We start from the raw sequence: 24,744 nt of genomic DNA on the forward strand, positions 1-24,744 counted from the left end.
GACTTGGAAAGTGTTTTTCAGCGTCAATTTAAAGGTTTTGGGTGTAAAATATACTAAATTTGCATTTTTTTAGTGAAAAGCTTGATTAATCGAAATTATAGGCGTATAAAGCATAACCTCTGGTGCGGGATGGAGCAGTCTGGTAGCTCGTCGGGCTCATAACCCGAAGGTCGTTGGTTCAAATCCAGCTCCCGCTACCAATTTATTTGAATTTTGCTCTGTGATGTTTTAAATATTGCTGATGGTCATAATCACTTTGGCAATGAAATTAGCTTAAATAACCCTAAATAAAGCTAAAATTATTAGATTCTAGAAATGTTGTTATCCTCTCTCATTTGTCTAATCTTGTAGTAAATCAAAATCGATCACTTGAGCTCAGTAATGAGTGATTCTGTCGTGAAAATTATCAATGAATGGCGTATAGCCAAAGCCGTGAATGGCAATGAAATATCTGTACAAATTATCCCACTTAAACGTCAACAAAATACGTTGGAAGGTTTTAAATGGGTTGAAGTTGGGAAAAAAGTTCTACTAGAGTCTGGTCAAGAAATTGACTTTAATTTAGATGGAAATAGCTTCTATACTTCGGTGAATCAGCTTTATCGATTGACATAAAAATTTCACATAGCTGTAGTACTTATTAAATGAAAATAGGCTGATTGAAAGCATCACGGTCTAATTTTATTTATATTCAAACAAGATATTTGAAGGTACAGCAGGCATGAGTGAAACAATCAATGGTACAGTAAAATGGTTCAATGAAAAGAAAGGATTTGGATTTATTCAATCTGATTCTGGCCAAGAAGTGTTTGCCCATTTTAGTGAAATCCAAAGTAAAGGCTTTCGAGCACTACAAGAAGGGCAACGCGTAACATTTACGTTAGGTGAGGGGCAGAAAGGGCCAGTAGCTAAAACGATTACTGTGATCTAAGGCATTAGATCACAATAAAAAAGCTCACATTAGGTGGGCTTTTTTATCGTCTATAGTTTAAATATTTAGTCAATTTGGCGATTATTAAGTTGTGATACGAAGATAGCTGATCAAAATAAAATATTTTTTCCAACTGATCATTGAGGTGTTCAATAGATTTAAGCTTTACATAGTAAACAATTAAATCTAATGAACTGTGAATATTAAAATTATGGCATTAGCTCTTAGTCTTATATTCCCAAGCCTTTAAAAATGTTTCGCAGATTTCTTGGTTAAGTTGCTGAAACTCTTGTTGGGGTGGTGTTTTACCACCTATTAGTGTTGCTGGATATGAGTATCCCATAACAGCACCCAAAAATACTTTTGCTGCTGCTTCAGGATTTAATACTTTGATGATCCCAGCATTGTTTGCTTTTTCGAGAATATTGATTAGAGATTTTTTAACACTTCCATGAGTCCGTTGTTGGACTTGCTCAAGAATTTCAGGCATTTCTACTAAAGCAATAATTAGAAGTCTTTGAATTCGAATTACATCGTGATCATAAAAGTGTTTTTGAACAGATTGGCAAATTTCTAACAATAACTTATCTAAATGATTGATCTTATCTAGGTTTTTATTATCAATAAAAGGAGTATCCATTTCAGCTTTGAAATCTTCAAATATTTCAATAAGTAGTGCTGTCTTTGTTGGGAAATGGTTATATAGCGTTTGTCTTGTAGTTCCTGCCTTAATTGCAATGTTATCTAAACTTACATCTAAACCATGCTCAAGAAATTGCTCACGTGCGGCTAAGATGATTTTTGGGCGAATATTTGAAGGCCTTCCTCTAGGTTTTTTTAATTTCAACATAATTACAATTTCTAACGGATTAATATTTATTTTACAGTAAAGTAAATAAATTATCTATAGGTCTAGGATTCTAGATATGTCTGATTTGAGATTTTCAAGTTATAAAATTTTTTTTTACTTTCTTTTACTCCCTTTTTTAAATGGATGTGATTCAGATCAACCTATAAAAAAAGCTATTCAACAGGTGAGCGTGATGACTATGACACCTGAAACTATTGAAACTAACAACCTATTAGCTGGAAGAACAGTTGCATCAGAAATTTCACAAGTCAGGCCTCAAGTAAATGGGGTAGTCATTGCACAGCTTTTTCAGGAAGGTTCATATGTAAAAAAGGGCCAACCACTTTATAAAATTGATTCAACACTTTATCGAGATAGTTTTGAGGAAGCGCGAGGAAATCTCGAATTGGCTCAAGCAACAGTAAACTCTACTCGTCTTCAAGCTGAACGTTACGAACAATTAATTAGTGTCAATGGTGTTAGTCGTCAGGAATTAGATGATGCACGGGCTGCTTATGCACAAGCAAAGGCTGCTGTAAATGTTAATAGAGCATTACTAAAAACTGCACAAACCAATCTTAATTACACTCAAATTACGGCTCCAATTTCGGGGCGAATTGGTCGATCAACGATTACACGTGGCGCTCTTGTAACGTCTAGTCAAGTAGATGCTCTAGTAACAATTCAGAATCTAGATCCTATGTATGTGGACTTAACACAATCCAGTGATGAGTTTATGGCACTTCGGAAACAACTCACAGAGGATGGAATACAGCCTGAAGAGTTAAGTGTTGATTTGCAGATGAATAATGGAATGAACTATCCAGAAAAGGGCACTTTTAAGTTTAGCGATATTACAGTAGATGAAGCGACTGGTAGTGTTACGTTACGTTCTTCATTTGCTAACCCCAATCAATCTTTATTGCCAGGAATGTATGTGCGGGCACAACTTGGTACAGGACCAAGTCCAAAAAGTTTATTAATTCCCCAAGGGATTGAAATGAGAAATGCTGATGGTGAAGCATTTGTGTGGGTTGTTGTACAGGGGAATAAAGTTGAACAAAGAGCGATTACTTTAGGCGAAGCCATAGATAATCGGTGGTTAGTATTATCTGGTTTGCGTTCTGGAGACAAAGTTGTTGTTGAAGGTCTGCAAGGGTTAAGTGCTGGTCTGGTCGTTGAACCTACACCAATTCGCTGAGGAATTTTCGTATGCTATCTAGTTTCTTTATCGCGCGTCCGATATTCGCTTGGGTATTGTCCATATGCATTATGGCGCTGGGTGCAATTTCTATTTTCACTTTATCTGTTGAGCAATATCCTGATATTGCACCTCCCGGTGTAAATGTAACAGCAAATTATCCTGGTGCTTCAGCCAGTACAGTTGAAGATAGTGTTACTCAAATATTAGAGCAACAAATTAAGGGTATTGATGGTTTACTTTATTTTTCTTCTACAAGTAGTTCAGCCGGTCAGGCTCGTATTAGTTTGAGTTTTGATCAAAATACGAATCCAGATACAGCTCAAGTTCAGGTACAGAACGCAGTAAATCAAGCCTTGAGCCGTTTACCACAAGAAGTTCAACAACAGGGCATAACCGTTACAAAGTCTCAAGGAGACAGTCTGTTAGTTTTTGCTCTTTATGATGAAAGTGGTGCAAAATCAGATGTTGATATATCAGATTACATGGTAAGTACACTTCAAGATCCATTAAGTCGAGTAGATGGAGTGGGGGAGATTACAGTATTTGGTGCGCAGTATGCGATGCGGATATGGCTTGATCCGCATAAGCTAAATAGTTATAGCTTAATGCCATCCGATGTCAGAGCAGCTATTGAAGCTCAAAATACTCAAATTACAGCAGGTGAGCTTGGCGCTTTACCAACTAAAGAAAATCAAGCTTTAAATGCTACTGTGACAGCACTTTCACGTTTACAAACGGTAAGTCAATTTGAAAATATCATTTTGCGGACTGAGCCAAATGGTAGTGTGGTGCTGCTAAAAGATGTTGCTCGAGTCGAACGAGGTGCAGAAAGTTATCAGACAACCACAAGATTGAATGGTAAATATGCTTCAGGTATGTCAATTCAGTTAGCTTCAGGTGCAAATGCCCTTGAAACTGCAGAACGTGTTAAAGCAGAAGTTTCCAGATTAACAGCATCGATGCCAGCAGGTTTAAAGGTGGCCTATCCACGTGATAGTACTCCATTTGTAGAGGCTTCTGTTCAAGGTGTGATTAAGACCCTCGCTGAGGCAATCGTACTTGTTATTATCGTAATGTTCGTATTTTTGCAAAGTTGGCGTGCAACTTTAATTCCTGCTATCGCAGTTCCAGTAGTTTTGCTAGGTACATTTGGAGTTCTGAGTGTATTGGGTTATACCATTAATACGTTGACATTGTTCGCGATGGTCTTAGCAATTGGACTCTTGGTTGATGATGCCATTGTTGTTGTAGAAAATGTTGAGCGTGTGATGCATGAGCAAGGTCTTGACCCAAGAGAAGCCACACTTCTTTCTATGAAAGAAATTTCAGGTGCTTTAGTTGGTATCGCGATGGTCTTGTCTGCTGTATTTTTGCCGATGGCATTTTTTGGCGGCTCCGTAGGTATGATTTATCGGCAATTTTCTGTGACATTGGTCGCAGCGATGGTGCTTTCTGCAGTGGTTGCCTTAACGTTATCTCCAGCCTTATGTGCGACTTTAGTTAGACCAACAAACCATCAGCATAAAAAGAGACGTTTCTTTACTTGGTTTAACCAAAAAGTAGATCAGAGTCAATCTAAATACCGCAATTTACTCACTAAGATCATCAGTAAACCTAAAATATTTATGGTTTTATTTGTAGTGATTACTGCTTTATTAGGATGGCAATATACACGAATGAATACTGGTTTCCTTCCGCAAGAAGATCAGGGTTCCGTCATGGTTCAGTTTAGTACGCCTGTGGGCACGACTTTAGGTGAAACTCAAAAGATAGGTAATCAAATTTCAGAGTATTTCATGACGAATGAGAAAGATAACTTGAACGTTATTTTTATGGTTATGGGGCGAAATAATGCTGGTAGTGGTCAGAATGTTGGTATGGCATTTGCCAGTCTAAAGCATTGGAATGATCGTAAGGGTGAAGATAATACTGCTGAGGCAATTATTTCTCGTGCAAATGCACATTTTCGATCAATGAAACAAGCGCGGGTTCAAGTTCTTTCTCCATCGGCGGTACGTGGACTTGGTCAATCTAGTGGTTTTGAATTATGGATGCAAGATGTGGAAGGTAAAGGGCGAGATGCTTTATTAGCCGCGCAAAATGCAGTTTTAAAAGAGGCAACCGCAGATTCTAGCCTTGCTGCAGTCCGATTAAATGGACTCGAAGATAAGTCTCAATTACAGGTTAATATTGATCAACGTAAGGCAAGTGCATTCGGTTTGGCGCAGACAGATATTAGCAGTACTTTATCTACTGCATGGGGTGGCTCTTATATCAATGACTTCATTGATAGAGGACGTGTCAAACGCGTTTATTTACAAGGTGATGCAGCATATCGGTCATTACCACAAGACATTAGCCAGTGGTATGTGAGAGGAACGACAGGAGAAATGACGCCATTTGCTAGTTTCTCATCTGTTAATTGGCAAATGGGACCGCAGATGTTGCAGCGTTTCAATGGCCTTTCATCTGTTCAACTTCAGGGTTCTGCCGCAACTGGTGAAAGTTCAGGGGGTGCTATGAATAAAATGCAACAGTTAATTGATCAACAACAAGGCTTTAGCCTTCAATGGAGTGGTTTGTCTTATCAAGAAAAGTTAGCGAGTGGTCAGACGATCTGGTTATATCTGGCATCTATCATATTTATCTTTTTATGTTTGGCTGCATTATATGAAAGTTGGTCAATTCCATTCTCCGTTTTACTTGTTATTCCTCTTGGATTAATTGGTGCTGTTATTGCTGCAAGTATTGCAGGATATGTTAATGACATTTATTTTCAGGTTGCGATGCTCACGACTATTGGTCTTTCAGCTAAAAATGCGATTCTTATCGTGGAGTTTGCCGCAGCAAAACTAGCTGAAGGTCAGTCATTAATAGAGGCTGTTATTGAGGGTGCAGGTCAAAGGTTAAGGCCCATTATCATGACCTCATTGGCATTTGTTGCTGGTGTTTTACCTCTGGCAGTTTCCACAGGAGCTGGTGCTGCGAGTAGACGAGAAATTGGTATCGCTGTGACAGGGGGGATGATATCCGGAACGTTGCTTTCAATTTTCTTTGTTCCTTTATTTTTCTTTTTGGTTCGTCATTTCTTTACTAGAAGAAAAATGATACCTAAAACATGAGTTGAATAAAAATTTCTAATCGAAACATCTAGAGTGATTTCGATTAGAGATTTTTAAACATGATGTTCCTGAAAACTATATACAGTGTCTTGGTATATTGCTATGAAATTTAAAAGAGAATTGGATTCATATTCCTAACTTATGTTAAGTATCAAAGTTTAATGGCGATTTCATTAGAATGAATGGCATAAGATCTATGTTTTCCCTTTGAAATACGGCGCATCTTTTTCTGTAGGTGGGCTGCTGCATTCCATACTTGTAAATTATATTTGTTAATTATAAAGAATCACCTTCGTTAGATTTTTATTGATCTTATCTACGTGAAGTAATAAAAAAGTCAAATGAGATTGTACATAATGAGTCAAATAAAAAAGCCTTTAAGTTCAATGCTTAAAGGCTTTTATATATTTCATCGGATTGCTCCGAATCGAATTTTGGTGGAGATGGCGGGAGTTGAACCCGCGTCCGCCAGCACTACACTCGAGAATACTACATGCTTAGATATCGTCTATTGTTTTAACACCAAGTGACCCGACGAACAGGGTACAAAGTGCGATCCTCTAAGTTTGGTATAAAGCCCCGAGGCTTGACTCTATACGGACTTGTGTGCGTGCGCTTCGGTCGGGTTCCTAAACCACAAGTATTCTAGGAAGCGGACAAGCTGCCCTTAGGCAGCTAGAGCGTAAGTTTCGTCGTTTGCGACTATTTAAATGCAAATTTTATTTACGAGAGAAAATGCGCTCTCGGCATGCATCTATGAGCTTCATCACCAGCGTCGAAGCCAATAACATCCCCATATATGAACGAGCATCATAACACAAATATAGGAAATTTAAATCTAAATCTCTAATGGAATGTATTTTTGATTGAAAAGTACGCGATGTATCTAGAGAAGTAGATCCTGAATAATTGTTAACCTGAAGTTAATGAACTGCAAATGGGGTTGATTGATTGGAAACTTGAAAAAGCTTTTTATAAGAGAAGATCAAGACATAACCAAGGAAATACACATGGAAGGTTCTGTTCAGCATAAAGAACGACTTTGGACAAAGCGTCGACATAGTAAACAACTAAAATTGGAAATGGCAAGCAAATACACAGATGGTGTGGTCATTCCAACAGCAGATATTATCAAAGTGTTAGAAACGCTGATTGCTCCCGGAGATCGAGTTGTTTTAGAAGGGAATAATCAAAAACAAGCCGACTTTTTATCTCGTTCTTTGGCAAAGGCCAATCCTGACGTTTTACATGACTTGCACATGATCATGCCAAGTGTGGGACGTGCCGAACATTTAGATTTATTTGAAAATGGAATTGCTCGAAAACTCGATTTTTCTTTTGCAGGTACACAAAGTTTACGTATTAGTCAGCTGCTAGAGGATGGACTGCTTGAGATCGGGGCGATCCATACATATATCGAACTGTATTCACGTTTATTGGTTGATCTGATTCCGAATGTCGTGCTATCGGCAGGTTTTATGGCAGATCGACAAGGAAATATTTACACAGGTCCAAGTACGGAAGATTCACCAGCGCTAATTGAACCTGCGGCTTTTAGTGATGGCATTGTAATCGTGCAGGTTAATGAACTTGTAGATGATGTGACTGATTTGCCAAGAGTAGATATTCCAGCATCTTGGGTCGATTTTGTTGTTGTTTCCGATAAGCCTTTTTATATCGAACCATTATTTACACGTGATCCTAAACACATTAAACCAGTGCATGTCTTAATGGCAATGATGGCAATTCGAGGTATTTATGAAAAGCATCAAGTACAGTCATTGAATCATGGTATTGGTTTTAATACCGCTGCGATTGAGCTGATTCTGCCGATTTATGGCGAGTCATTAGGCCTAAAAGGAAAAATCTGCCGAAACTGGACGCTCAATCCACATCCAACCTTAATTCCAGCAATCGAAACAGGCTGGGTTGAAAGTGTGCACTGCTTTGGTACGGAACTCGGTATGGAGAAATATGTCGCTGCTCGTCCTGATATTTTCTTTACTGGTCGAGATGGTTCATTGCGCTCAAATCGGATGATGTGTCAGCTTGCAGGTCAGTATGCTGTTGATTTATTTATTGGTGCAACTTTGCAAGTAGATGGTGATGGGCATTCATCAACTGTAACGAAAGGGCGCTTAGCGGGATTCGGTGGAGCACCGAATATGGGACATGATCCTCGTGGACGTCGTCATGCTACACCTGCTTGGATTGATATGCGAGTCGCAGGAAATACGGATACAGATACGTATTTAGCCCGCGGTAAAAAGTTAGTTGTGCAAATGGTTGAAACTTATCAAGAAGGTGGTAAGCCAACATTTGTTAAGACTTTGGATGCTGTGGATGTGGCTAAGAAATCAGGAATGGATTTAGCGCCAATTATGATCTATGGCGATGACGTTACGCATTTATTAACAGAAGAAGGTATTGCCTATTTATACAAGGCGCGCAGCTTAGAAGAGCGTCGAGACATGATCGCCGCGGTTGCTGGTGTGACTGAAATTGGACTAAGCCAAGATCCTAAAAAGACACAAAAACTACGCCAAGAAGGGCTAGTCGTGTTCCCTGAGGATTTAGGAATTCGACGAACAGATGCGACACGCGAGTTGTTAGCCGCAAAAAATATTGCCGATTTGGTGACTTGGTCAGATGGACTATATGAGCCTCCTGCAAAATTCAGGAGCTGGTAATGAATGCAATCCTAAAAACAACCAGTTTCTTCAGTACCTCAGAGCATCTTGCTGATATGGCAGTTGCGGCATTGTTAGATGAAGTGAATCTAACCCCAAAACCAGCACTGGTTGATCAACGTGGATGTGGTGCACACGATGACCTTACGCTTGAACTAATGGAGCGATCTGCACGCAGTCTAGCACCGATGTTCAAAGCAATGGCAGAAGCAGCAGAGCATCATGGACAGGTTTGTCAGGCGTTAAGAGAAGACATCGGGCAATTGGGGCGACAAGGTGAGCAACGCATGTTGCAAGTCACACAAGGTGTAAATACTCATCGAGGGGCGATTTGGTCGATTGGACTTGTGGTGACTGCTACAGCACTCAGAGTTTTCAATAAACAACCATTTTTTATTGAAAATATTTGCACGACAGCGAGTGAAATTGCACTGATCGAAGATCGTTTCGTTCCTCAACAAAAGACGAGTCATGGTGAGAAAGTCAGACAGCAATTTGGTGTAAATGGTGCTAAACAACAGGCTCAACTTGGTTTTCCAATGATCACGCAACATGGTTTGCCCCAGTTAAGACATAGTCGTGATCAGGGTGGTACAGAGTCGGAAGCACGCTTAAATGCCCTCATTTCGATGATGGCACAGCTTACGGATACCTGTGTGATTCATCGTGCTGGACTGAATGGTTTGAACAAGATGCAAATAGGTGCTCAACAGATTTTAGCACTAGGTGGTTGTTCAACTGCTCAAGGAAAACAAAGGCTTGAAGAACTAGAGCGCGACTTATTAGCCATTCGGGCATCAGCGGGCGGAGCGGCAGATTTATTGGCCACGCTTTTGTTTCTCGATGAAGTTGAACAATACAACTGAGTTCGATAACAGGGAATATATCAATGGAAATACTTAATTTTGAATTTACAGCGAGTCATTCGCCAGACAAATCAGCTTTAGTGGGCTGTGTTGGCTCTGGTGATTTAGAAATTTTGATGGAACCAAGTCATTCAGGAAAAACCACCATTCAAGTGATGACATCGGTTGATGGCAGTGAACAACGGTGGAAAAATTTATTCGATCGAATTTTTTTAGAATCAAATACACCCGCAGTTCATATTGATATTCATGATTTTGGTGCGACGCCTGGTGTGGTGAGATTACGTTTAGAGCAGGCTTTTGAGGAGGTGCAACGTGGTTGATATTGATTACTTACTCAGCAAGCAAAGCTTTATTGAGCTAGATGCGCGTGAACGGGCTAAATCTTTGTTTGATCAAGGCAGCTTCAAAGAGTTACTTGATCCTTTTAGTCGTATGATGTCGCCGTGGCTACCGAAGCAAAATATTGTTCCTCAAGCCGACGATGGTGTAGTTGTTATTAAAGGAACGATTCAGCAAAAACCTGTGGTAGTGATTTCTATTGAAGGCATGTTCCAAGGCGGCAGTTTAGGTGAAGTTGGTGGTGCTAAGATCGCTGGTGCTTTGGAATTGGCGATAGAAGATAACCAAAATAATATTCCTACTACTGCGATTTTGTTACTTGAAACAGGTGGCGTTCGTTTGCAAGAAGCGAATTTAGGACTCGCCGCGATTGCTGAAATTCAATCCGCGATTGTGGAACTCAGACAATATCAACCTGTGATAGGCGTTGTGGCTGGCAGTGTGGGATGTTTCGGAGGAATGTCAATTGCAGCAAGTTTATGTAGTTACTTGGTCATCACGCAAGAAGGTCGTTTAGGTCTGAATGGCCCCCAAGTAATTGAACAAGAAGCTGGTAGCAATGAGTATAACGCCAAAGATCGACCATTTATTTGGAGTATCACGGGTGGTGAACAACGTTTTGCGAGTGGGCTTGTTGATGCATTTGTTGAAGATGATCGTGAGCAAATTAAGCAACAAATTATTAGTTTTATAGCGCAAGGTATTCCAGCTGTGCAACGCAGTACACAAGCTGAATTTTATCTATCTAAGCTTACTCAAGTGGATACCTCTCAACAGATTTCACCGACTGAAGTCCAAGAATTATATCGAGGAGAAAAAGCATGAACATGGATGTAAATGCAATTAAGAACTCATCAAGAGGACGACACTGGTTTGGTGCTTTAACAGATCAGTTTCAGGCAGTTGATAGCGGAATAGCATCGTTGCTTATTGCTGATGGACAACTAAATGGTAAACCGACTCGTGTTTTTTGTGTCGTGAATAATGAACAGAATCTATATCCAAGGGCACGTCAAGGTGAGGTTGGATTATTAGAAGGATGGTCATTAGCTCGTGCGGTTGATCAGGTCATTGAAGCTGATCGAGATCGTGCAGAAAAACGCGGAATCCTATGTATTGTTGATGTACCAAGTCAGGCTTATGGTCGTAGAGAGGAAGTGCTCGGTATTCATCAAGCGCTTGCGGGAGCTGTAGATAGCTATGCGCGTGCCCGTTTAGCAGGTCATCCGATTGTTAGTCTGCTGGTTGGAAAATCAATGTCAGGTGCATTTTTAGCACATGGCTATCAAGCAAATCGTATTCTCGCCTTAAAAGATCAAGGTGTGATGGTACATGCGATGGGCAAAGAGTCTGCGGCACGCGTGACTTTACGGACCGTTGAGGAGTTAGAACGATTAGCAGCCAATATTCCACCAATGGCGTATGACATCGAGAGTTATAACTCTTTAGGATTGTTATCAGACATTTTGGAAGTGAGTAATGCGGATCAACCTTCTGTTTTAGATATTCAGTACATACAACAGGCATTAACAGCAGCATTTGCGGATATTAAACAGCAAGGAACCCATGATCTAAAACATCGCTTGAATGCTGAAAATCGTAGTGCATCCAAACGCGTGCGTGAACTGTTACGTGAGCAATGGTCATGACCACTTTCCAGCCTCACGATTTGCTGTGGGGAATGACTCCAGAACTCTTGCCAGATAATGTGTCGCAATGGGTGGTTGAAGCTGTGTCTGAGCAAAGACCCGTGGTGGTTAGACGTGCAGTGACCAATCCTAGAAATATTGCGGTTGGGATACGCGGTAAGCAACGGAGCCATCGGTTGGCATTAGAAATGCCAGTAAACGCCATAACCAAATGCGTGAAACCTGAAAGTTTAATTGATACAGATTTGAGCCAATTTCCACATCTTCAGGGGAAATTAGCCGCTGTTTATAACTTGATGCAAGGTTTCAATTTGTCATGGGGATACACAGGAAGCGTGGGTTTTGAACTGGCAACTGGGCTGAAAACGGTGAATGAAAATAGTGATATTGATTTATTAATCCGTGCTCAAGAACCAGTTTCAAAGTTGGATGCTCAAAATATCTTAGGACTATTAGATGAACTGAATATGAAACTCGATGTGCAGTTACAAACCCCACAAGGTGGTGTTGCATTGAGAGAATGGGCAGGGACAACAGGGAATGTCTTACTAAAACGCAATGATAAGGCTGTTTTGATAGACAATCCTTGGAGCTAAGGGAATAGCAAAATGAGCTCGATATGGGTATATCCAGGGCAAGGTGCTCAAAAGGCCAATATGTTGCACGATCTTCCGCAACATCCTTTGGTTAATCAGTACTTTGAACAGGCCTCTGATGTTTTAAAAGAAAACGTCATGTTATTAGATCAAGCTGAGGCTTTAAAGTCTACTTATTCAGTTCAACTTTGCTTATATATCGCGGGTGTTGTGAGTTCTGCATTGTTACAGGAACAAGGATTTCAACCCAAGTTTGTCGCTGGTTTATCCATTGGGGCTTGGGCAGCAGCAACAGTAGCCAATGTCATTCAGTTTGAAGATGGTGTGCGCTTAGTGGCGAAACGTGGTCAGTTGATGCAGCAAGCTTATCCAAGTGGTTATGGAATGACTGCGATTATTGGAGCTGATCGCTCTCAGGTTGAAAACTGGGTTTCAGAGGTTCATGAGCAAGATGCAGAAGTTTTTATCGCAAATCTAAATGCCGAAAATCAAATCGTAATTTCGGGATCATTGGATGCTATGCAACGGGTTGCATTATTAGCAAACCAACAAGGTGCAATAACGAAAAAAGTAGAGATCAGTGTGCCATCACATTGTGTGTTATTGGAAAAACAAGCACAGCAGCTCGCTTGCTTCGTGGAGGGAATCAATTCACAGCAACCTACAATTCAATATTTAAGTGGTACATCTGCACGGCTACTGAGAACAGATACTCAGATTATTGATGATCTTGTTTTTAATATGAGTCGGATGATTGATTGGCACAACACTGTTCAAGCAGCTTGGGAACGAGGCGCGCGCTTACAGATTGAGGCTTTACCAGGAACGGTTTTAACAGGTTTAGCACGTAAAGTATTTAAAGAAGGAACACTATTATCCTTTCAAAATACACAACTTGAAAGTCTGATTATGGCAATGCAAAAGGACAACGATTTTGTATAAAGCCTAATCAAAAAATGATGTAACTCAAAGGATAGAGGAAATTTAAAATGATTATATATGGAACAGCTATTTTAGCGATTTGTCATTTATTAGGTGATTACTTTGGTAATACGTTGGGTATGTTACTCGGCGTAAAAGCCAATGTTGGTGGTGTGGCGATTTCCATGCTTTTACTGATATTGGCCAAAGAACTATTGGCAAAAAAAGGCTATTTACCACAAGTCACTCAATTCGGAATTTTATATTGGTCTGGTATGTACATTCCAATCGTAGTGGCAATGTCAGCAGGTCAAAATGTCGTTGCGGCACTATCTGGTGGTTTACTCGGCATCATTGTGTCTGTTGCCTCACTAATCGGAACAGTACTTGTAATTCGATATTTAAATCGTATTAGTGGCGACTATGAAACTTATGAATGGTCTATCGAAACAACGGAAAAAACAGCTTAAAACGATAAAATCATAAAGGAATTATGAGATGGAAACTTTAATAGCGGTTCTCAGTAAAAATGCACTTGTAACAGCACTTGCGGTAACTGGGCTAATGATGTTTGTTTCACACTTACTGTCTAAATATTTAACCAAAGGAAAATTGCAGAGTTCAGCGATTGCGATCACTTTGGGATTGGTGGTTGCCTATTTTGCAGGTGTTTATACGAACGGGACAAAGGGTATATCTGATATTGCAATTTTCTCGGGATTTGCATTATTGGGTGGGGCAATGATTCGTGATCTCGCGATTGCTTCAACAGCTTTCGAGGTTGATGTTAAAGAGGTAAAAAAGGCGGGTAAAGTTGGATTAGTTGCCTTGCTTTTAGGATGTGTTGTGCCATTTGCAATCGGCGTTGTGGTTGCTTGGTTCTTGGGATACAAAGATCCTGTGTCTATGACGACGATTGGTGCGGGTGCGATGACCTATATCGTTGGGCCAATTACGGGTTCGGCTATTGGAGCGAGTTCAGATGTGATTGCATTATCTATCGCGATTGGTCTAATTAAATCAGTATTTTTTATGATTGGCACACCCTTGCTTGCAAAGTTTATGTATCTCAAAAGTCCGCGTTCTGCGATGGTCTTTGGAGGGTTGGCGGGTACTACCAGCGGCACAGCAGCAGGTTTGGCGGGTACAGATGTTAGATTAGTTCCTTATGGTGCATTGGTTGCAACATTTTATACAGGACTTGGATGTTTGCTCGGACCGTCTATATTCTTCTTGACTGTAAATGCGATTTTTAGTTAAACAAATTTTGATTTAATCGATGAGGGGAGGTGATTCAGACAGAATCATCTCCCCTCAATATTTATAGGTATTGTCTTGCGAACATTCGACATTCAGCAATTAATGCCAATAGGTTAGGATCTCGCTCCTTACTCTTTAAAAAGACCAAGCCAATTTCTTGTTTGATTTGATACGGTGCTTGTAAAGGAATCAACTTGACTGAGCTTTCATAAATGGTTGAGATACGACCGGGCAATAAGGCTAAACCCACTCCTGTACTCACCATACTGATTAAGGTGAAAATGTCGCTAACCTGTAAAAAGACTTTAGGATCTATGCCTGCTTTTTCAAATACGACGTCACTGTCATGACGTGTTGCAAAGCCTTTGGATAGGGTTAAAAACGTTTCATCTTTTAAAGTGCTTAGGTCGATTTCTTCGAGACTTGCAAGCGGAGAGTTCTTATTCACAGCTAAATAAATATCATCTTGAAACATTGCTAAACTTTCAAAATCAGCATCAGATGTTGTTTCATTTAAAGCAACGATAATGGCATCTAATTCAGTCGTTTTTAATTTTTTAACTAAATCAAGATTAGAGCTTAGCAAGAGTTGAATATCCAACTCACCACGCCTCAACTTCAGACCACTAATCACGTTGGGAATGGTATTGACCGTAAGTGAATATAACGAACCTAAATGCAATACTTTTGCTGCGAAACCTGCTGCTTCTCTGGTTTTATTTACAGCGGTAACAATGTCTTGAACAATTTTTTGTGAGTTCTCTTGTAAAACATATGCACTTTTTAGGGGAATTAAATTCCGTCCTTCATTTTTGAATAAAGGACACCGCAGACTATTTTCTAAAGAGTGCAATGCTTTATGTACGCTGACGTTACTGATTTGCATTTCGGCGGCTGTTTTTGAAAGGTTGCCATAACGCATAAATGCGAGGAATATTTGAATTTTCCGTAAAGTTAAATCTTCATCGATTTCCATATCAATAATGCCTGTACCAGATGATGTATGAATTGAAAAATAGTTCGGTGTATTTAAACGTTTCTAAGCTTCAGTTCATATTAAGGGTAAAATTTAACTCAATGTCCCATGTTAGACTAAAATCTGTCAAAAAATTAGATGCCTTAATATTCAGGGTTTTAGCGTGTATTGATGATTAATCGGCTGCTTGATGATGGCATATAAATGAGTTAAACCGCTCATTAAAATCAAAAACTTTAAAAATTCAGATTTCTTTAAGTTTCGTACATTAATTTAAAGATACGGCAAACACCGTAGCAAGCAAAGCAATACCCTTGGCCACATTCTCCAGATGTGGCTTTTTTTATATTTATCACTTAATCTCAGTCTTACTATTGTGAACATCTAAAAAGTGATTGAGATACTTTTAGCCACTACAATCAAATAAGAATTTAAAAAATCTATAAGTTTTTAGAATGAAAAACAGAGACATATAATTGAAAAATTTATATAAATATGTGATCTAGTATGCATTTTAAAAAAGGTTGACATCATGTGTTGAACTCGCGAGTTCTTGTTTAAGATTATGTTTTTAATATATAAATTATGGTTAATATTTTTTGTTACAACCATTTTGTCGACAAGTTTAGCTGTAATTTGCCATATTTTCTTTGCAAAATTTAGCACAAGACTCCTTTATGGAATCAACTTAACCTTACATCGCACAGCTGCTTTTATTTTCACTTTATTGTCACTTTTTTCATTTAAACCTTAGTTCAGCTGTGTTTTTCAAATTTTTAAAATGGAAGTTTTTTCAATGAAAAATATACAAATCAAAGTAAAGGATCAGTTTGAAACCGAAAATGTTGCAATTGCTTTAATTAGCAAGGTAAATGATCTAGAGATTCCTTTATTTAAACGCATTGAGCATATTGAAATTGAAGGTGAGATTTTGCGACCGAATATGGAATTGCTCTATGAAAATCCAAAAGATGGCCGTATCTATCGTTTTATTGATATCGTTCATTCAAATTAATTTGAGTGTAAAGAACTGACTTTTGGGTTTGTTGTCGGTTTTGCACAATCGATTTGATACATTTATTTTGAGTAATTTAAAAGAAATTCCATAACTATAATTGTTGTGGGGTTTTCGTCGTTCAAGTAGGACGTTTTATAAAAAAGCACTAGACGAGTCTAAAACTTATCTAGTGCCATCGATTAAAAAGATTATAAAGCTGTTTTAGCAGGTACAGATTCCCAACCACCGCCTAAAGCACGGATTAAATCTACGCTTGCAAGCATACGATTTCCATTCAGTTGTGCAGCGCGTTGTTGCTGTTGTAATAGATTTCGATCGGAATCAATCACATCTAAATAGCTCACAGCACCTTCACGATAACGTAAATGTGCCAGTTGATTGGCATGCTTACTCGATTTTAGTGCTAAATGTTGAGCCTGTATTTGTTGATCTAGGATGCGTTGATCAGACAAGCCATTTTCAACTTCACGAAATGCATTTAAGACGGTTTGCCGATAACCAGCAATACTTTCTTCATAAGCTGCACGCGCTTGAGCAACGCCAGCCTTACGTTGTCCACCATCAAACAAAGGCAAAGATAAAATCGTGCCCGCAACAGGACCTAATAAAAAGGTTCGGCTTGACCAGTTCCCTAAGTTCCCTAAACTTGCTGACTCGTATCCGAGTGCACCTGTGAGATCTAATTTGGGGAAAAATGCAGCGCGGGCAATACCAATACGTGCATTATTTGCTGCCATAGCTCGTTCTGCCGCAGCGATGTCAGGACGACGTTCAAGCAGAGAGGATGGAAGTCCAGCAGGCAAAACAACGAGATCCGAATTAACAGATTGAGTTGTTAAACTGAATTCCGCTGGTGTTTTACCCAACAATACTGCGAGTGCATGTTCAGCTGTCGCTCGACTACGCGTAATATTTAATGCGTCACTTTGCGCAGTTGATAATTCGGTTTGGGCACGAGAAAAGTCCAATTCACTGACTAAGCCATTGCGATAACGAAGTTGCATTAAATCGCGTGTTTCAGTGAGCAGTTGGATATTCTGCTGATAAATCACTTGCTCGGTATCCAATTGTCGAATCAAAAAATAGGTTTGAGCAACATCTGCTTGAAGTGCAAGTAGAGCAGAGTGATACAACGCTTCTTGTTGCTGAACATCTGCTGTTGCAGCATTCACACTACTTGCGATCCGTCCGAATAAATCTAATTCGTATGAAACGTTTGCTTGTGCTCGCCATAGAGTACGTGCTGAGGTTTGTGCATCCGCATCCAGTTCTAATGATGCAGGAGATGGTTTCTGGCGTGTCGGTCCAAAACCTGCACCAATACTCGGTAAGCGCTCGGCTTGTGCTGCTGATCTTAGTGCACGCGATGATTGAATATTTGCTGCCGCTCTTTTTAGATTCTGATTACCTGAAATAGCTTGCTGTTCAAGTCCATTCAGTTGAGGATCATTAAAGACACGCCACCATTCACCTCGAATGTGTTCATCGGCGGGTTGAGCAATCTTCCATTGTTCGTTTTCAAGTGCTGAATTTGCTTCTTTAAATTTGATAGGAATAATCACTTGTGCTGGTTGGTATTCAGGCGCAAGGGAGCAGCCTGCGAGCAGCAGGCTTCCTATCAGTGAGGACAATAACCATTTTGGCGTAGATGCTTTCATCAAATGTCCTCCTTATTGATGATTCGGATTATGTAAAGGTGCTTCGTGTACCGCAGCAGAATGCAATTTATGTTTGCTATTCAATGTACGAATCAGGACATAAAATGCTGGGGTGAGGAATAGACCGAACAACGTGACCCCGATCATGCCAAAGAATACCGCTACACCCATGGCATGGCGCATTTCTGAACCAGCACCTGTCGATGTTACGAGTGGAATTACACCCATAATGAAGGCAATCGAGGTCATCAAAATTGGGCGTAAACGTAAACGACTTGCTTCAACAGCTGCTTTAAATGCCGTAGCACCTTGCATTTCTAGTTCACGGGCAAACTCGACAATTAATATCGCATTTTTACAGGCCAGCCCGACGAGCACCATGAGTCCAATTTGGGTAAAGATGTTGTTATCGCCACCCGTGAACCAGACTCCAGCCAGTGCTGCCAATATACCCATTGGAACAATCAAAATAACAGCCAAAGGAAGGGTAAGGCTTTCGTATTGTGCAGCTAAAACCAAGAACACGAGTAAGACACTGATTGGAAATACCCACAATCCTGCATTACCCGCTAAGATTTTTTGATAGGTTAAATCTGTCCATTCAAATTTTACCCCACGCGGCAAGGTTTCTGCTGCAATGCGTTCAACAGCGGCCTCTGCTTGGCTTGAAGAATATCCCGGCGCAGGACCGCCGTTAATATCTGCCGCAGTGTAGCCGTTATATCGCACGACCATTTCTGGACCGTAGGTTTGTGTGACTTTCACCAATGAAGAGAGTGGAACCATTTGCCCAGCATCATTTCGTGTTTTGAGCTGTGAAATGTCTTCTGGATTGGCACGGAACGGTGCATCCGCTTGAGCACGCACTTGATAGACACGACCAAAACGGTTGAAATCATTGACGTATTGCGAACCCAAGTAGATTTGCATGGTATTAAATACATCGGTGATTGCAACACCTTGTTGTTTGGCTTTAACACGATCTAAATCTACATTTAATTGTGGGACATTGATCTGATAACTCGAGAACATTGGCCCTAATTCGGGTGCGGATTGTGCTGCTTTCATAAAGGATTGCGCTGCATCATTTAGGGCCGAGTAACCTAATGCACCACGATCCTCAAGTTGTAGTTTAAAGCCACCCATCGTACCTAAGCCCATCACAGGTGGTGGTGGGAATACCGCGATATAAGCATCTTGAATCGCAGCATATTTTTGATTTAATGCACCAGCAATCGCATTGGCTGAAAGATCAGCGCCTTTACGTTCATCAAATGGTTTTAAGGTGACAAAGACGATCCCTGCACTTGAGCTGTTGGTAAAGCCATTGATGGATAAACCGGGGAATGCCACGGCACTTTCGACGCCGGGTTGTTTGAGCGCGGCATCACTCATTTTTCGGATCACAGTTTCAGTGCGGTCGAGTGAAGCGCCATTTGGTAATTGGGCAAAACTAATCAGGTATTGTTTATCTTGAGCAGGAACAAATCCTCCGGGAACGATATATGAAATCCCAATGGTCAGACCAAGTAATGCAGCATAGACACCCATTGCTGAAGCTTTATGGGAAATGACGCGGTTCACGCCTCGACCGTATTTGTCCGAAGCACGAGAGAATACACGATTGAATAATGCAAAGAAGCGTCCAAAGACACGATTCATAAAACGTGTTAATGCATCAGGTTTGGCATCATGACCTTTCAGCAACATTGCAGCTAAGGCAGGCGAAAGGGTAAGTGAGTTGAATGCTGAAATGACAGTTGAAATAGCAATCGTCATTGCGAATTGCTTATAAAACTGACCTGTTAAACCTGTCATGAATGCAAGAGGGACGAATACGGCAACAAGAGTCAGGGCAATCGCAATAATCGGGCCGCTCACTTCACGCATGGCACGATAAGTCGCATCTCTTGGGCTTAATCCTGCTTCAATATTCCTCTCAACATTTTCCACCACGACGATCGCATCATCGACCACGATCCCGATAGCGAGAACCATCCCGAATAGCGAAAGTGCATTGATGGAATAACCAAACGCCAGCATCAGTGCAAATGTACCAATAATCGAAACAGGTACGGCAAGTAAAGGAATGATGGATGCTCGCCATGTTTGTAGAAATAGGATTACAACCACGACAACCAGAGCAATCGCTTCAAGTAAGGTATGAATAACAGCCTTGATACTGGCACGTACGAACTGGGTTGGATCGTACACAATGTCGTATTTAATCGAGGATGGAAAATCTTTAGAAAGTTCCTGCATGGTGCTGCGCACTTGATCAGAAACTTGTAAGGCATTAGCACCCGGTGCTTGGAAAATTGGAATTGCGACTGCTTGTTTATTGTCCAGTAATGAACGTAAGCCATATTGAGATGCTGCAAGTTCAACGCGTGCGACATCGCCGAGTTTGGTCACAGCACCATCAGCAGCTGTTTTTAAAATAATATCGGAGAACTCTTGTTCAGTACTTAAACGACCTTGAGCATTCACAGAAAGTTGCAAGGGTGAATCATTGGGTGCAGCCCCGATAGTTCCCGCTGCAACTTGAATGTTTTGTTCACGAATTGCATTGACGACTTCAGTGGCGGTGAGATTTCGTTGAGCGACTTTCTGTGGATCTAGCCAAACTCGCATCGCATAATCGCCAGAACCAAACAGCCCAACTTCGCCAACACCCTGCAAACGAGCCAAACGATCTTTGACGTTGAGGACTGCATAGTTCCTCAGATAGGTCATATCGTAGCGGTTATCTGGAGATGTTAGATGCACAACCATGGTTAAAGTGGGAGAGCTTTTTAGTGTTGTAACACCTAAACGTTGCACATCTTCTGGGAGACGGGGCAACGCTTGCGAAACACGGTTCTGTACCAGTTGTTGTGCTTTATCAGGATCAACACCTAGTTTGAAGTTCACTGTAATCGTTAGATTGCCGTCACTGTTTGCTTGAGACTGCATGTACAGCATGTCTTCAACGCCGTTAATAGATTCTTCTAACGGAGAAGCCACGGTCTCTGCAATCACTTTAGGGTTTGCCCCTGGATATTGGGCACGTACCACAACTGAGGGTGGCACAACTTCGGGATATTCGGAAATTGGAAGCTTAAAGACAGAAAGTAGACCCGCCAGCAAAATCAATACTGACAGCACGCCAGCAAAGATCGGCCGATCAATGAAAAACTTAGATATATTCATATTGGATTAACCTTTGGCCGAAGTTGAGTTTTTGTCTGCAGGCTGAGGTTGTGAGGAGCTATTCTCTGCAATAATTTGCGCGTTTGGCATAGCAACAAGGTGTGGTGTAATTGGATCTCCGGGACGAATTCGTTGTAGACCATTGACCACGATACGTTCGCCAGCTTTTAAACCGCCATCAACGATTTGTAAGCCATCTTGTTGAGCACCCAGTTTAACTTCACGATATGCAGTTTGATTTTTGGCATCTACCACAACCACAAAGCGCTTGTCTTGATCTACGCCAATTGCAGTCGGATTGATGAGAATGGCTGAGCGAGGTTGTCCTCCACCAAGACGAATACGAGCGTAAAGCCCTGGGAGCATAATGCCTGTAGGATTTTCAAAAGTAGCACGAACACGGATAGTGCCCGAAGTGCTATCAAGGTTATTGTCGATGGAGCTGATATAACCTTCGTGAGAAAAACCAGATTCATTTGCAAGTCCCATATACACTGGTACTTGAGCTGAGTTTCTTTGGTTACTGATATATTTTAGGTAGGTTTGCTCATCTACATCAAAAGAGGCATATAAGCGCGAAACAGAGACGAGTCGAGTTAACACTTGTGCACCATTTCCAGCTGAAACTACGTTTCCAACCGTCACTTCTGCTCTAGAGATTCGACCACTGACAGGTGCAGTAATTCGGGTATATTCCAGATTTAATCGAGCAGATTCTACGGCAGCTCTGGCCGCTTGTAAGTTCGCATTTGCTGAGCGGGCTTCATTTTGAGCTTGATCAAGCTCTTGACGAGCAATGGCATTGCTTTCGATTAAGCGTTGGTTACGGCTGAGGTTTGCGGAGCTATACGTTACTTGTGCCTCGGCAGAGGCAAGTTGAGCTTTGGCGCGGTTGAGTTCTGCTTCAAATGGTCGAGGATCAATGCTAAATAGCAAATCGCCTTTATTAACCAAGCTGCCATCTTTGAAGTGGACAGCAATCAGTTTACCTGAAATTTGTGGGCGTATATCGACTTGATCAATCGCCTCTAAACGTCCCGAGTATTCTTGCCAATCGGTAATGGTTTTATTGACAACTGTGGCTACATCTACTGTGGTTGCGGGTTGAGAATTCGCTGCTGGGGTAGCTTTTGCATCTGCATTTTCTTGAAAGAGAAGAAAACTGCCACCTGTAGCAAAAATGGCAATAATGACAGCAGACAGCGTCAGCTGTTTGCGAGAAAGTGACATGAGGTGCTCCTAGTTATTTGGATCCCTGTTTTCAGACTTTTAGTTATGGTCTGTATGGGAGAAACAGGATTTATGGAATGAAAGGAGCATAAAAGTTTGTCAATAATGAATAAATACATTAAATTTGATAACACTATTCGTATTTTTATAATAATCGTTAGATAATTGTTTAGATTATTGGATTGGGAGTGGGCTTGTGGATTTATTTCATGCGATGAAAGTTTTTAATAAAGTTGTTGAAACCAACAGTTTTAGTTTGGCTGCCGATACGCTGGGTTTGCCACGAGCTTCTGTGACCACAACGATTCAATCTTTAGAAAAACATTTACAAGTTCGCTTGCTTAATCGAACAACGCGTAAGCTGAGTTTAACCCCAGATGGTGCTGTGTATTATGACCGTACCGTGAGAATCTTAGCGGATGTTGAAGATGTTGAATCTTCTTTTAATGATGCTGAGAGAGGGCCACGCGGACGATTAAGGATTGATGTTCCTGTCTCGATTGGACGACTGATCTTGATTCCTCGACTACGTGAGTTCCATGCACGTTATCCTGACATTGATCTTGTGATTGGGTTGAATGATCGTCCAGTTGATTTGGTCGGCGAAGCTGTCGATTGTGCAATTCGAGTTGGTGAGTTGCAAGACTCTAGTTTAATCGCAAGACGTATCGGAACTTTCCAATGTGCAACAGCTGCATCACCTTGTTATTTAAATAAAAAGGGTATTCCGACCTCGATTGAGGATTTACAGAAAAATCATCAAGCGATTCATTTCTTTTCAAGCCGTACAGGTCGTAATTTTGACTGGGATTTCATGGTTGATGATTTGATTAAAAGTGTCAGTGTCAATGGGAACGTGTCGGTCAATGATGGAGATGCCTATATTGATTTGGCGTTACAAGGATTTGGAGTGATTCAGGGGCCTCGTTATATGCTTACTGATCATTTAGAGTCTGGAGCATTAACAGAAGTACTCCCGCAGTGGACACCTGCGCCGATGCCGATTTCAGCGGTATATTTACAAAGCCGCCATTTATCACACAAGGTTAGAGTCTTTGTTGATTGGGTTGCAGAGTTATTTGCTGCCTGTCCGTTATTGGGGGGCAGTGCGATGCCACTCGATCAGAAATGTAAATTTGCATGTGATCAAAAGACTAATCACGAATATACGATTCGTACTTTAGTGGAGCAGCATAATATTGCAGAAGCGAGAGCATTGAAAACTTAATTTAAAAACAATGTCACATTGTTTTTTATCGATATTATTCTAAAGCTCAATAATTATATTGATCAATTTCTTCATTTATCTTTTAGGGGTAAATGCTGTCATTTCAGGACAACTTTAGATTTAAGCTTAGTCAATTGATTGACAGTTTTCTGATTCATCGCTACCTTGCTTAGTTAGTTCTTTTTTGAGACTGACTAGCTTCCCATCATTTAAGATGTAAAGCATTTATGGGAAATAGTGAGGAGATGGAGTGAGCTAGTTATTGGCTAATCAAAAATCCATCAAATTTATTATTTAAATAGATATAAAAGAGAAACAAGAAATGAGTTCAGTTGTTCTGCATCAATGGGAAATTTCGCCGTTTTGCCAAAAAGCAGCGAGAATGCTTCGCTTCAAAGGAATTGATTTTGAGACCATAAACTACAATGGAATTTTAGGGGCAAAAGTGCCATTGCTGAGTAAGGTTGGCAAAGTTCCTGTGGTAGATATTCATCAGCAACGCATCCAAGATAGTACTCGGATTGCGCGCTACTTAGATGAGGCTTTTCCCGACCAAGCTTTACTTTATCCCAAAGATCCGACACAAAGAGCTTTGGTTGAATTATGGGAAGATTGGGCTGATGAATCCTTGTATTTTTATGAGGTCTATTTGCGTGTCAATGATTCAGAGGCTTTGGCGGAGGCTATTCGGATCAGTAGCGAAGGTCGTCCAGCTTATGAACGAGTGATGGTTAAAGGCTTTATTTTAGCGGAACTCAAAACTCAATTGTTTTTTCAGGGCACTGGTCGAATGAAAGCTGAAGATGTTCATGCAGAATTTAGACGGCACTTAGATCGAATCGAACAGGTGCTTTCAGCGACAGGTTGGTTAGTTGGGGATAGCCAAACAATTGCAGATATTGCTGTGGTCTCACAGTTAGGCGAAGTGATTCGCACGAGCCGTCAGTTTGGTAAAGAAATATTAAGCCGACCTGCAATTAAAGCTTGGTATGACAAGCAAGCTGAGTAATC

General features: G+C 40.7%; 21 protein-coding genes, 1 tRNA gene and 1 other RNA gene. 17 read left to right on the forward strand and 6 right to left on the reverse strand.

From position 1 onward, the window contains the following. The first annotated feature begins 123 nt into the window (after nucleotides 1-123). From IO68_RS30055 to IO68_RS30065, 3 genes are all read left to right on the forward strand, one after another. Nucleotides 124-200: transfer RNA gene (locus IO68_RS30055), tRNA-Met, on the forward strand. Nucleotides 201-381: 181 nt separating this feature from the next. Further along, entirely contained in the window at nucleotides 382-615 is a 234-nt protein-coding gene (locus IO68_RS30060) for a hypothetical protein (RefSeq protein ID WP_004881015.1), read from the forward strand. A gap of 106 nt (nucleotides 616-721) precedes the next feature. Next, on the forward strand, nucleotides 722-931 hold the full coding sequence (locus IO68_RS30065; protein ID WP_004881013.1) for a cold-shock protein: 210 nt from the start codon (nucleotides 722-724) through the stop codon (nucleotides 929-931). Between the two features lie 217 nt (nucleotides 932-1,148). Here IO68_RS30065 and IO68_RS30070 read toward each other — a convergent pair whose 3' ends face one another. Next, nucleotides 1,149-1,781 carry a TetR/AcrR family transcriptional regulator gene (locus IO68_RS30070; RefSeq protein WP_023013968.1) on the reverse strand — a complete coding sequence of 211 codons (633 nt, stop codon included), beginning with the start codon at nucleotides 1,779-1,781 and terminating at the stop codon, nucleotides 1,149-1,151. A 76-nt stretch (nucleotides 1,782-1,857) separates the two neighbouring features. Here IO68_RS30070 and IO68_RS30075 point away from each other — a divergent pair, with 76 nt between their 5' ends. Both IO68_RS30075 and adeE read left to right on the forward strand, forming a co-directional pair. Beyond that, complete coding sequence (locus IO68_RS30075; protein WP_023013969.1) at nucleotides 1,858-2,982, forward strand: efflux RND transporter periplasmic adaptor subunit; 1,125 nt, start codon at nucleotides 1,858-1,860, stop codon at nucleotides 2,980-2,982. A gap of 11 nt (nucleotides 2,983-2,993) precedes the next feature. Next, nucleotides 2,994-6,107, forward strand: coding sequence for a multidrug efflux RND transporter permease subunit AdeE (gene adeE, locus IO68_RS30080; RefSeq protein ID WP_031234905.1), 3,114 nt, complete (start codon nucleotides 2,994-2,996; stop codon nucleotides 6,105-6,107). 435 nt (nucleotides 6,108-6,542) lie between these two features. Here adeE and ssrA read toward each other — a convergent pair. Beyond that, nucleotides 6,543-6,902, reverse strand: a transfer-messenger RNA (tmRNA) gene (gene ssrA / locus IO68_RS33740). Nucleotides 6,903-7,117: 215 nt separating this feature from the next. Between ssrA and mdcA the strand changes: the two genes are divergently transcribed. The 9 genes from mdcA to madM are packed head-to-tail and all read left to right on the forward strand — an operon-like array spanning nucleotide 7,118 to nucleotide 14,431. Beyond that, nucleotides 7,118-8,797, forward strand: coding sequence for a malonate decarboxylase subunit alpha (mdcA, locus tag IO68_RS30085; RefSeq protein ID WP_023013971.1), 1,680 nt, complete (start codon nucleotides 7,118-7,120; stop codon nucleotides 8,795-8,797). Further along, nucleotides 8,797-9,663, forward strand: coding sequence for a triphosphoribosyl-dephospho-CoA synthase (locus tag IO68_RS30090; RefSeq protein ID WP_023013972.1), 867 nt, complete (start codon nucleotides 8,797-8,799; stop codon nucleotides 9,661-9,663). The genes mdcA and IO68_RS30090 overlap by 1 nt, the downstream gene beginning before the upstream one ends. Nucleotides 9,664-9,686: 23 nt before the next feature. Beyond that, nucleotides 9,687-9,986 carry a malonate decarboxylase subunit delta gene (locus IO68_RS30095; RefSeq protein ID WP_007481304.1) on the forward strand — a complete coding sequence of 100 codons (300 nt, stop codon included), beginning with the start codon at nucleotides 9,687-9,689 and terminating at the stop codon, nucleotides 9,984-9,986. After that, nucleotides 9,979-10,830: a biotin-independent malonate decarboxylase subunit beta gene (locus IO68_RS30100; protein WP_023013973.1), complete on the forward strand. Its 852-nt coding sequence runs from the start codon at nucleotides 9,979-9,981 to the stop codon at nucleotides 10,828-10,830. The genes IO68_RS30095 and IO68_RS30100 overlap by 8 nt, the downstream gene beginning before the upstream one ends. After that, nucleotides 10,827-11,654, forward strand: a complete 828-nt coding sequence (gene mdcE / locus IO68_RS30105; protein ID WP_023013974.1) for a biotin-independent malonate decarboxylase subunit gamma — start codon at nucleotides 10,827-10,829, stop codon at nucleotides 11,652-11,654. The genes IO68_RS30100 and mdcE overlap by 4 nt, the downstream gene beginning before the upstream one ends. Then, on the forward strand, nucleotides 11,645-12,250 hold the full coding sequence (locus tag IO68_RS30110) for a malonate decarboxylase holo-ACP synthase (protein WP_031234906.1): 606 nt from the start codon (nucleotides 11,645-11,647) through the stop codon (nucleotides 12,248-12,250). The genes mdcE and IO68_RS30110 overlap by 10 nt, the downstream gene beginning before the upstream one ends. A gap of 12 nt (nucleotides 12,251-12,262) precedes the next feature. After that, entirely contained in the window at nucleotides 12,263-13,192 is a 930-nt protein-coding gene (gene mdcH / locus IO68_RS30115; RefSeq protein ID WP_023013976.1) for a malonate decarboxylase subunit epsilon, read from the forward strand. A 47-nt stretch (nucleotides 13,193-13,239) separates the two neighbouring features. Beyond that, nucleotides 13,240-13,641: a malonate transporter subunit MadL gene (gene madL / locus IO68_RS30120; RefSeq protein ID WP_004880978.1), complete on the forward strand. Its 402-nt coding sequence runs from the start codon at nucleotides 13,240-13,242 to the stop codon at nucleotides 13,639-13,641. Nucleotides 13,642-13,669: 28 nt separating this feature from the next. Beyond that, nucleotides 13,670-14,431: a malonate transporter subunit MadM gene (gene madM, locus IO68_RS30125; RefSeq protein WP_023013977.1), complete on the forward strand. Its 762-nt coding sequence runs from the start codon at nucleotides 13,670-13,672 to the stop codon at nucleotides 14,429-14,431. 61 nt (nucleotides 14,432-14,492) lie between these two features. Here the strand turns inward: madM and IO68_RS30130 are convergent, their stop codons facing one another. Next, nucleotides 14,493-15,407, reverse strand: a complete 915-nt coding sequence (locus tag IO68_RS30130; RefSeq protein ID WP_023013978.1) for a LysR substrate-binding domain-containing protein — start codon at nucleotides 15,405-15,407, stop codon at nucleotides 14,493-14,495. A 796-nt stretch (nucleotides 15,408-16,203) separates the two neighbouring features. Between IO68_RS30130 and IO68_RS30135 the strand changes: the two genes are divergently transcribed. Continuing rightward, the gene (locus IO68_RS30135) at nucleotides 16,204-16,422 is read left to right on the forward strand and encodes a hypothetical protein (RefSeq protein ID WP_004880972.1); all 219 of its coding nucleotides are present in this window, start codon (nucleotides 16,204-16,206) and stop codon (nucleotides 16,420-16,422) included. Nucleotides 16,423-16,613: 191 nt separating this feature from the next. Here the strand turns inward: IO68_RS30135 and IO68_RS30140 are convergent, their stop codons facing one another. From IO68_RS30140 to IO68_RS30150, 3 genes are read right to left on the reverse strand one after another with little or no spacing between them, the layout of a single operon-like run. Continuing rightward, nucleotides 16,614-18,083 carry an efflux transporter outer membrane subunit gene (locus IO68_RS30140; RefSeq protein ID WP_023013979.1) on the reverse strand — a complete coding sequence of 490 codons (1,470 nt, stop codon included), beginning with the start codon at nucleotides 18,081-18,083 and terminating at the stop codon, nucleotides 16,614-16,616. 12 nt (nucleotides 18,084-18,095) lie between these two features. Continuing rightward, nucleotides 18,096-21,275, reverse strand: a complete 3,180-nt coding sequence (gene adeG / locus IO68_RS30145) for a multidrug efflux RND transporter permease subunit AdeG (RefSeq protein ID WP_023013980.1) — start codon at nucleotides 21,273-21,275, stop codon at nucleotides 18,096-18,098. A 6-nt stretch (nucleotides 21,276-21,281) separates the two neighbouring features. After that, nucleotides 21,282-22,505 (reverse strand): efflux RND transporter periplasmic adaptor subunit, encoded by a 1,224-nt coding sequence (locus IO68_RS30150; protein ID WP_023013981.1) that lies wholly within the window; start codon nucleotides 22,503-22,505, stop codon nucleotides 21,282-21,284. Between the two features lie 196 nt (nucleotides 22,506-22,701). On the opposite strand from IO68_RS30150, the gene IO68_RS30155 reads away from it, so the two are divergent. Continuing rightward, the gene (locus IO68_RS30155; RefSeq protein WP_023013982.1) at nucleotides 22,702-23,733 is read left to right on the forward strand and encodes a LysR family transcriptional regulator; all 1,032 of its coding nucleotides are present in this window, start codon (nucleotides 22,702-22,704) and stop codon (nucleotides 23,731-23,733) included. 322 nt (nucleotides 23,734-24,055) lie between these two features. Then, nucleotides 24,056-24,742 carry a glutathione S-transferase family protein gene (locus IO68_RS30160; RefSeq protein ID WP_023013983.1) on the forward strand — a complete coding sequence of 229 codons (687 nt, stop codon included), beginning with the start codon at nucleotides 24,056-24,058 and terminating at the stop codon, nucleotides 24,740-24,742. Nucleotides 24,743-24,744: the final 2 nt, after the last annotated feature.

Origin of the sequence: Acinetobacter sp. COS3 (assembly GCF_000475335.1) — a bacterium.
GTDB classification, from domain to species: Bacteria; Pseudomonadota; Gammaproteobacteria; order Pseudomonadales; family Moraxellaceae; genus Acinetobacter; species Acinetobacter venetianus.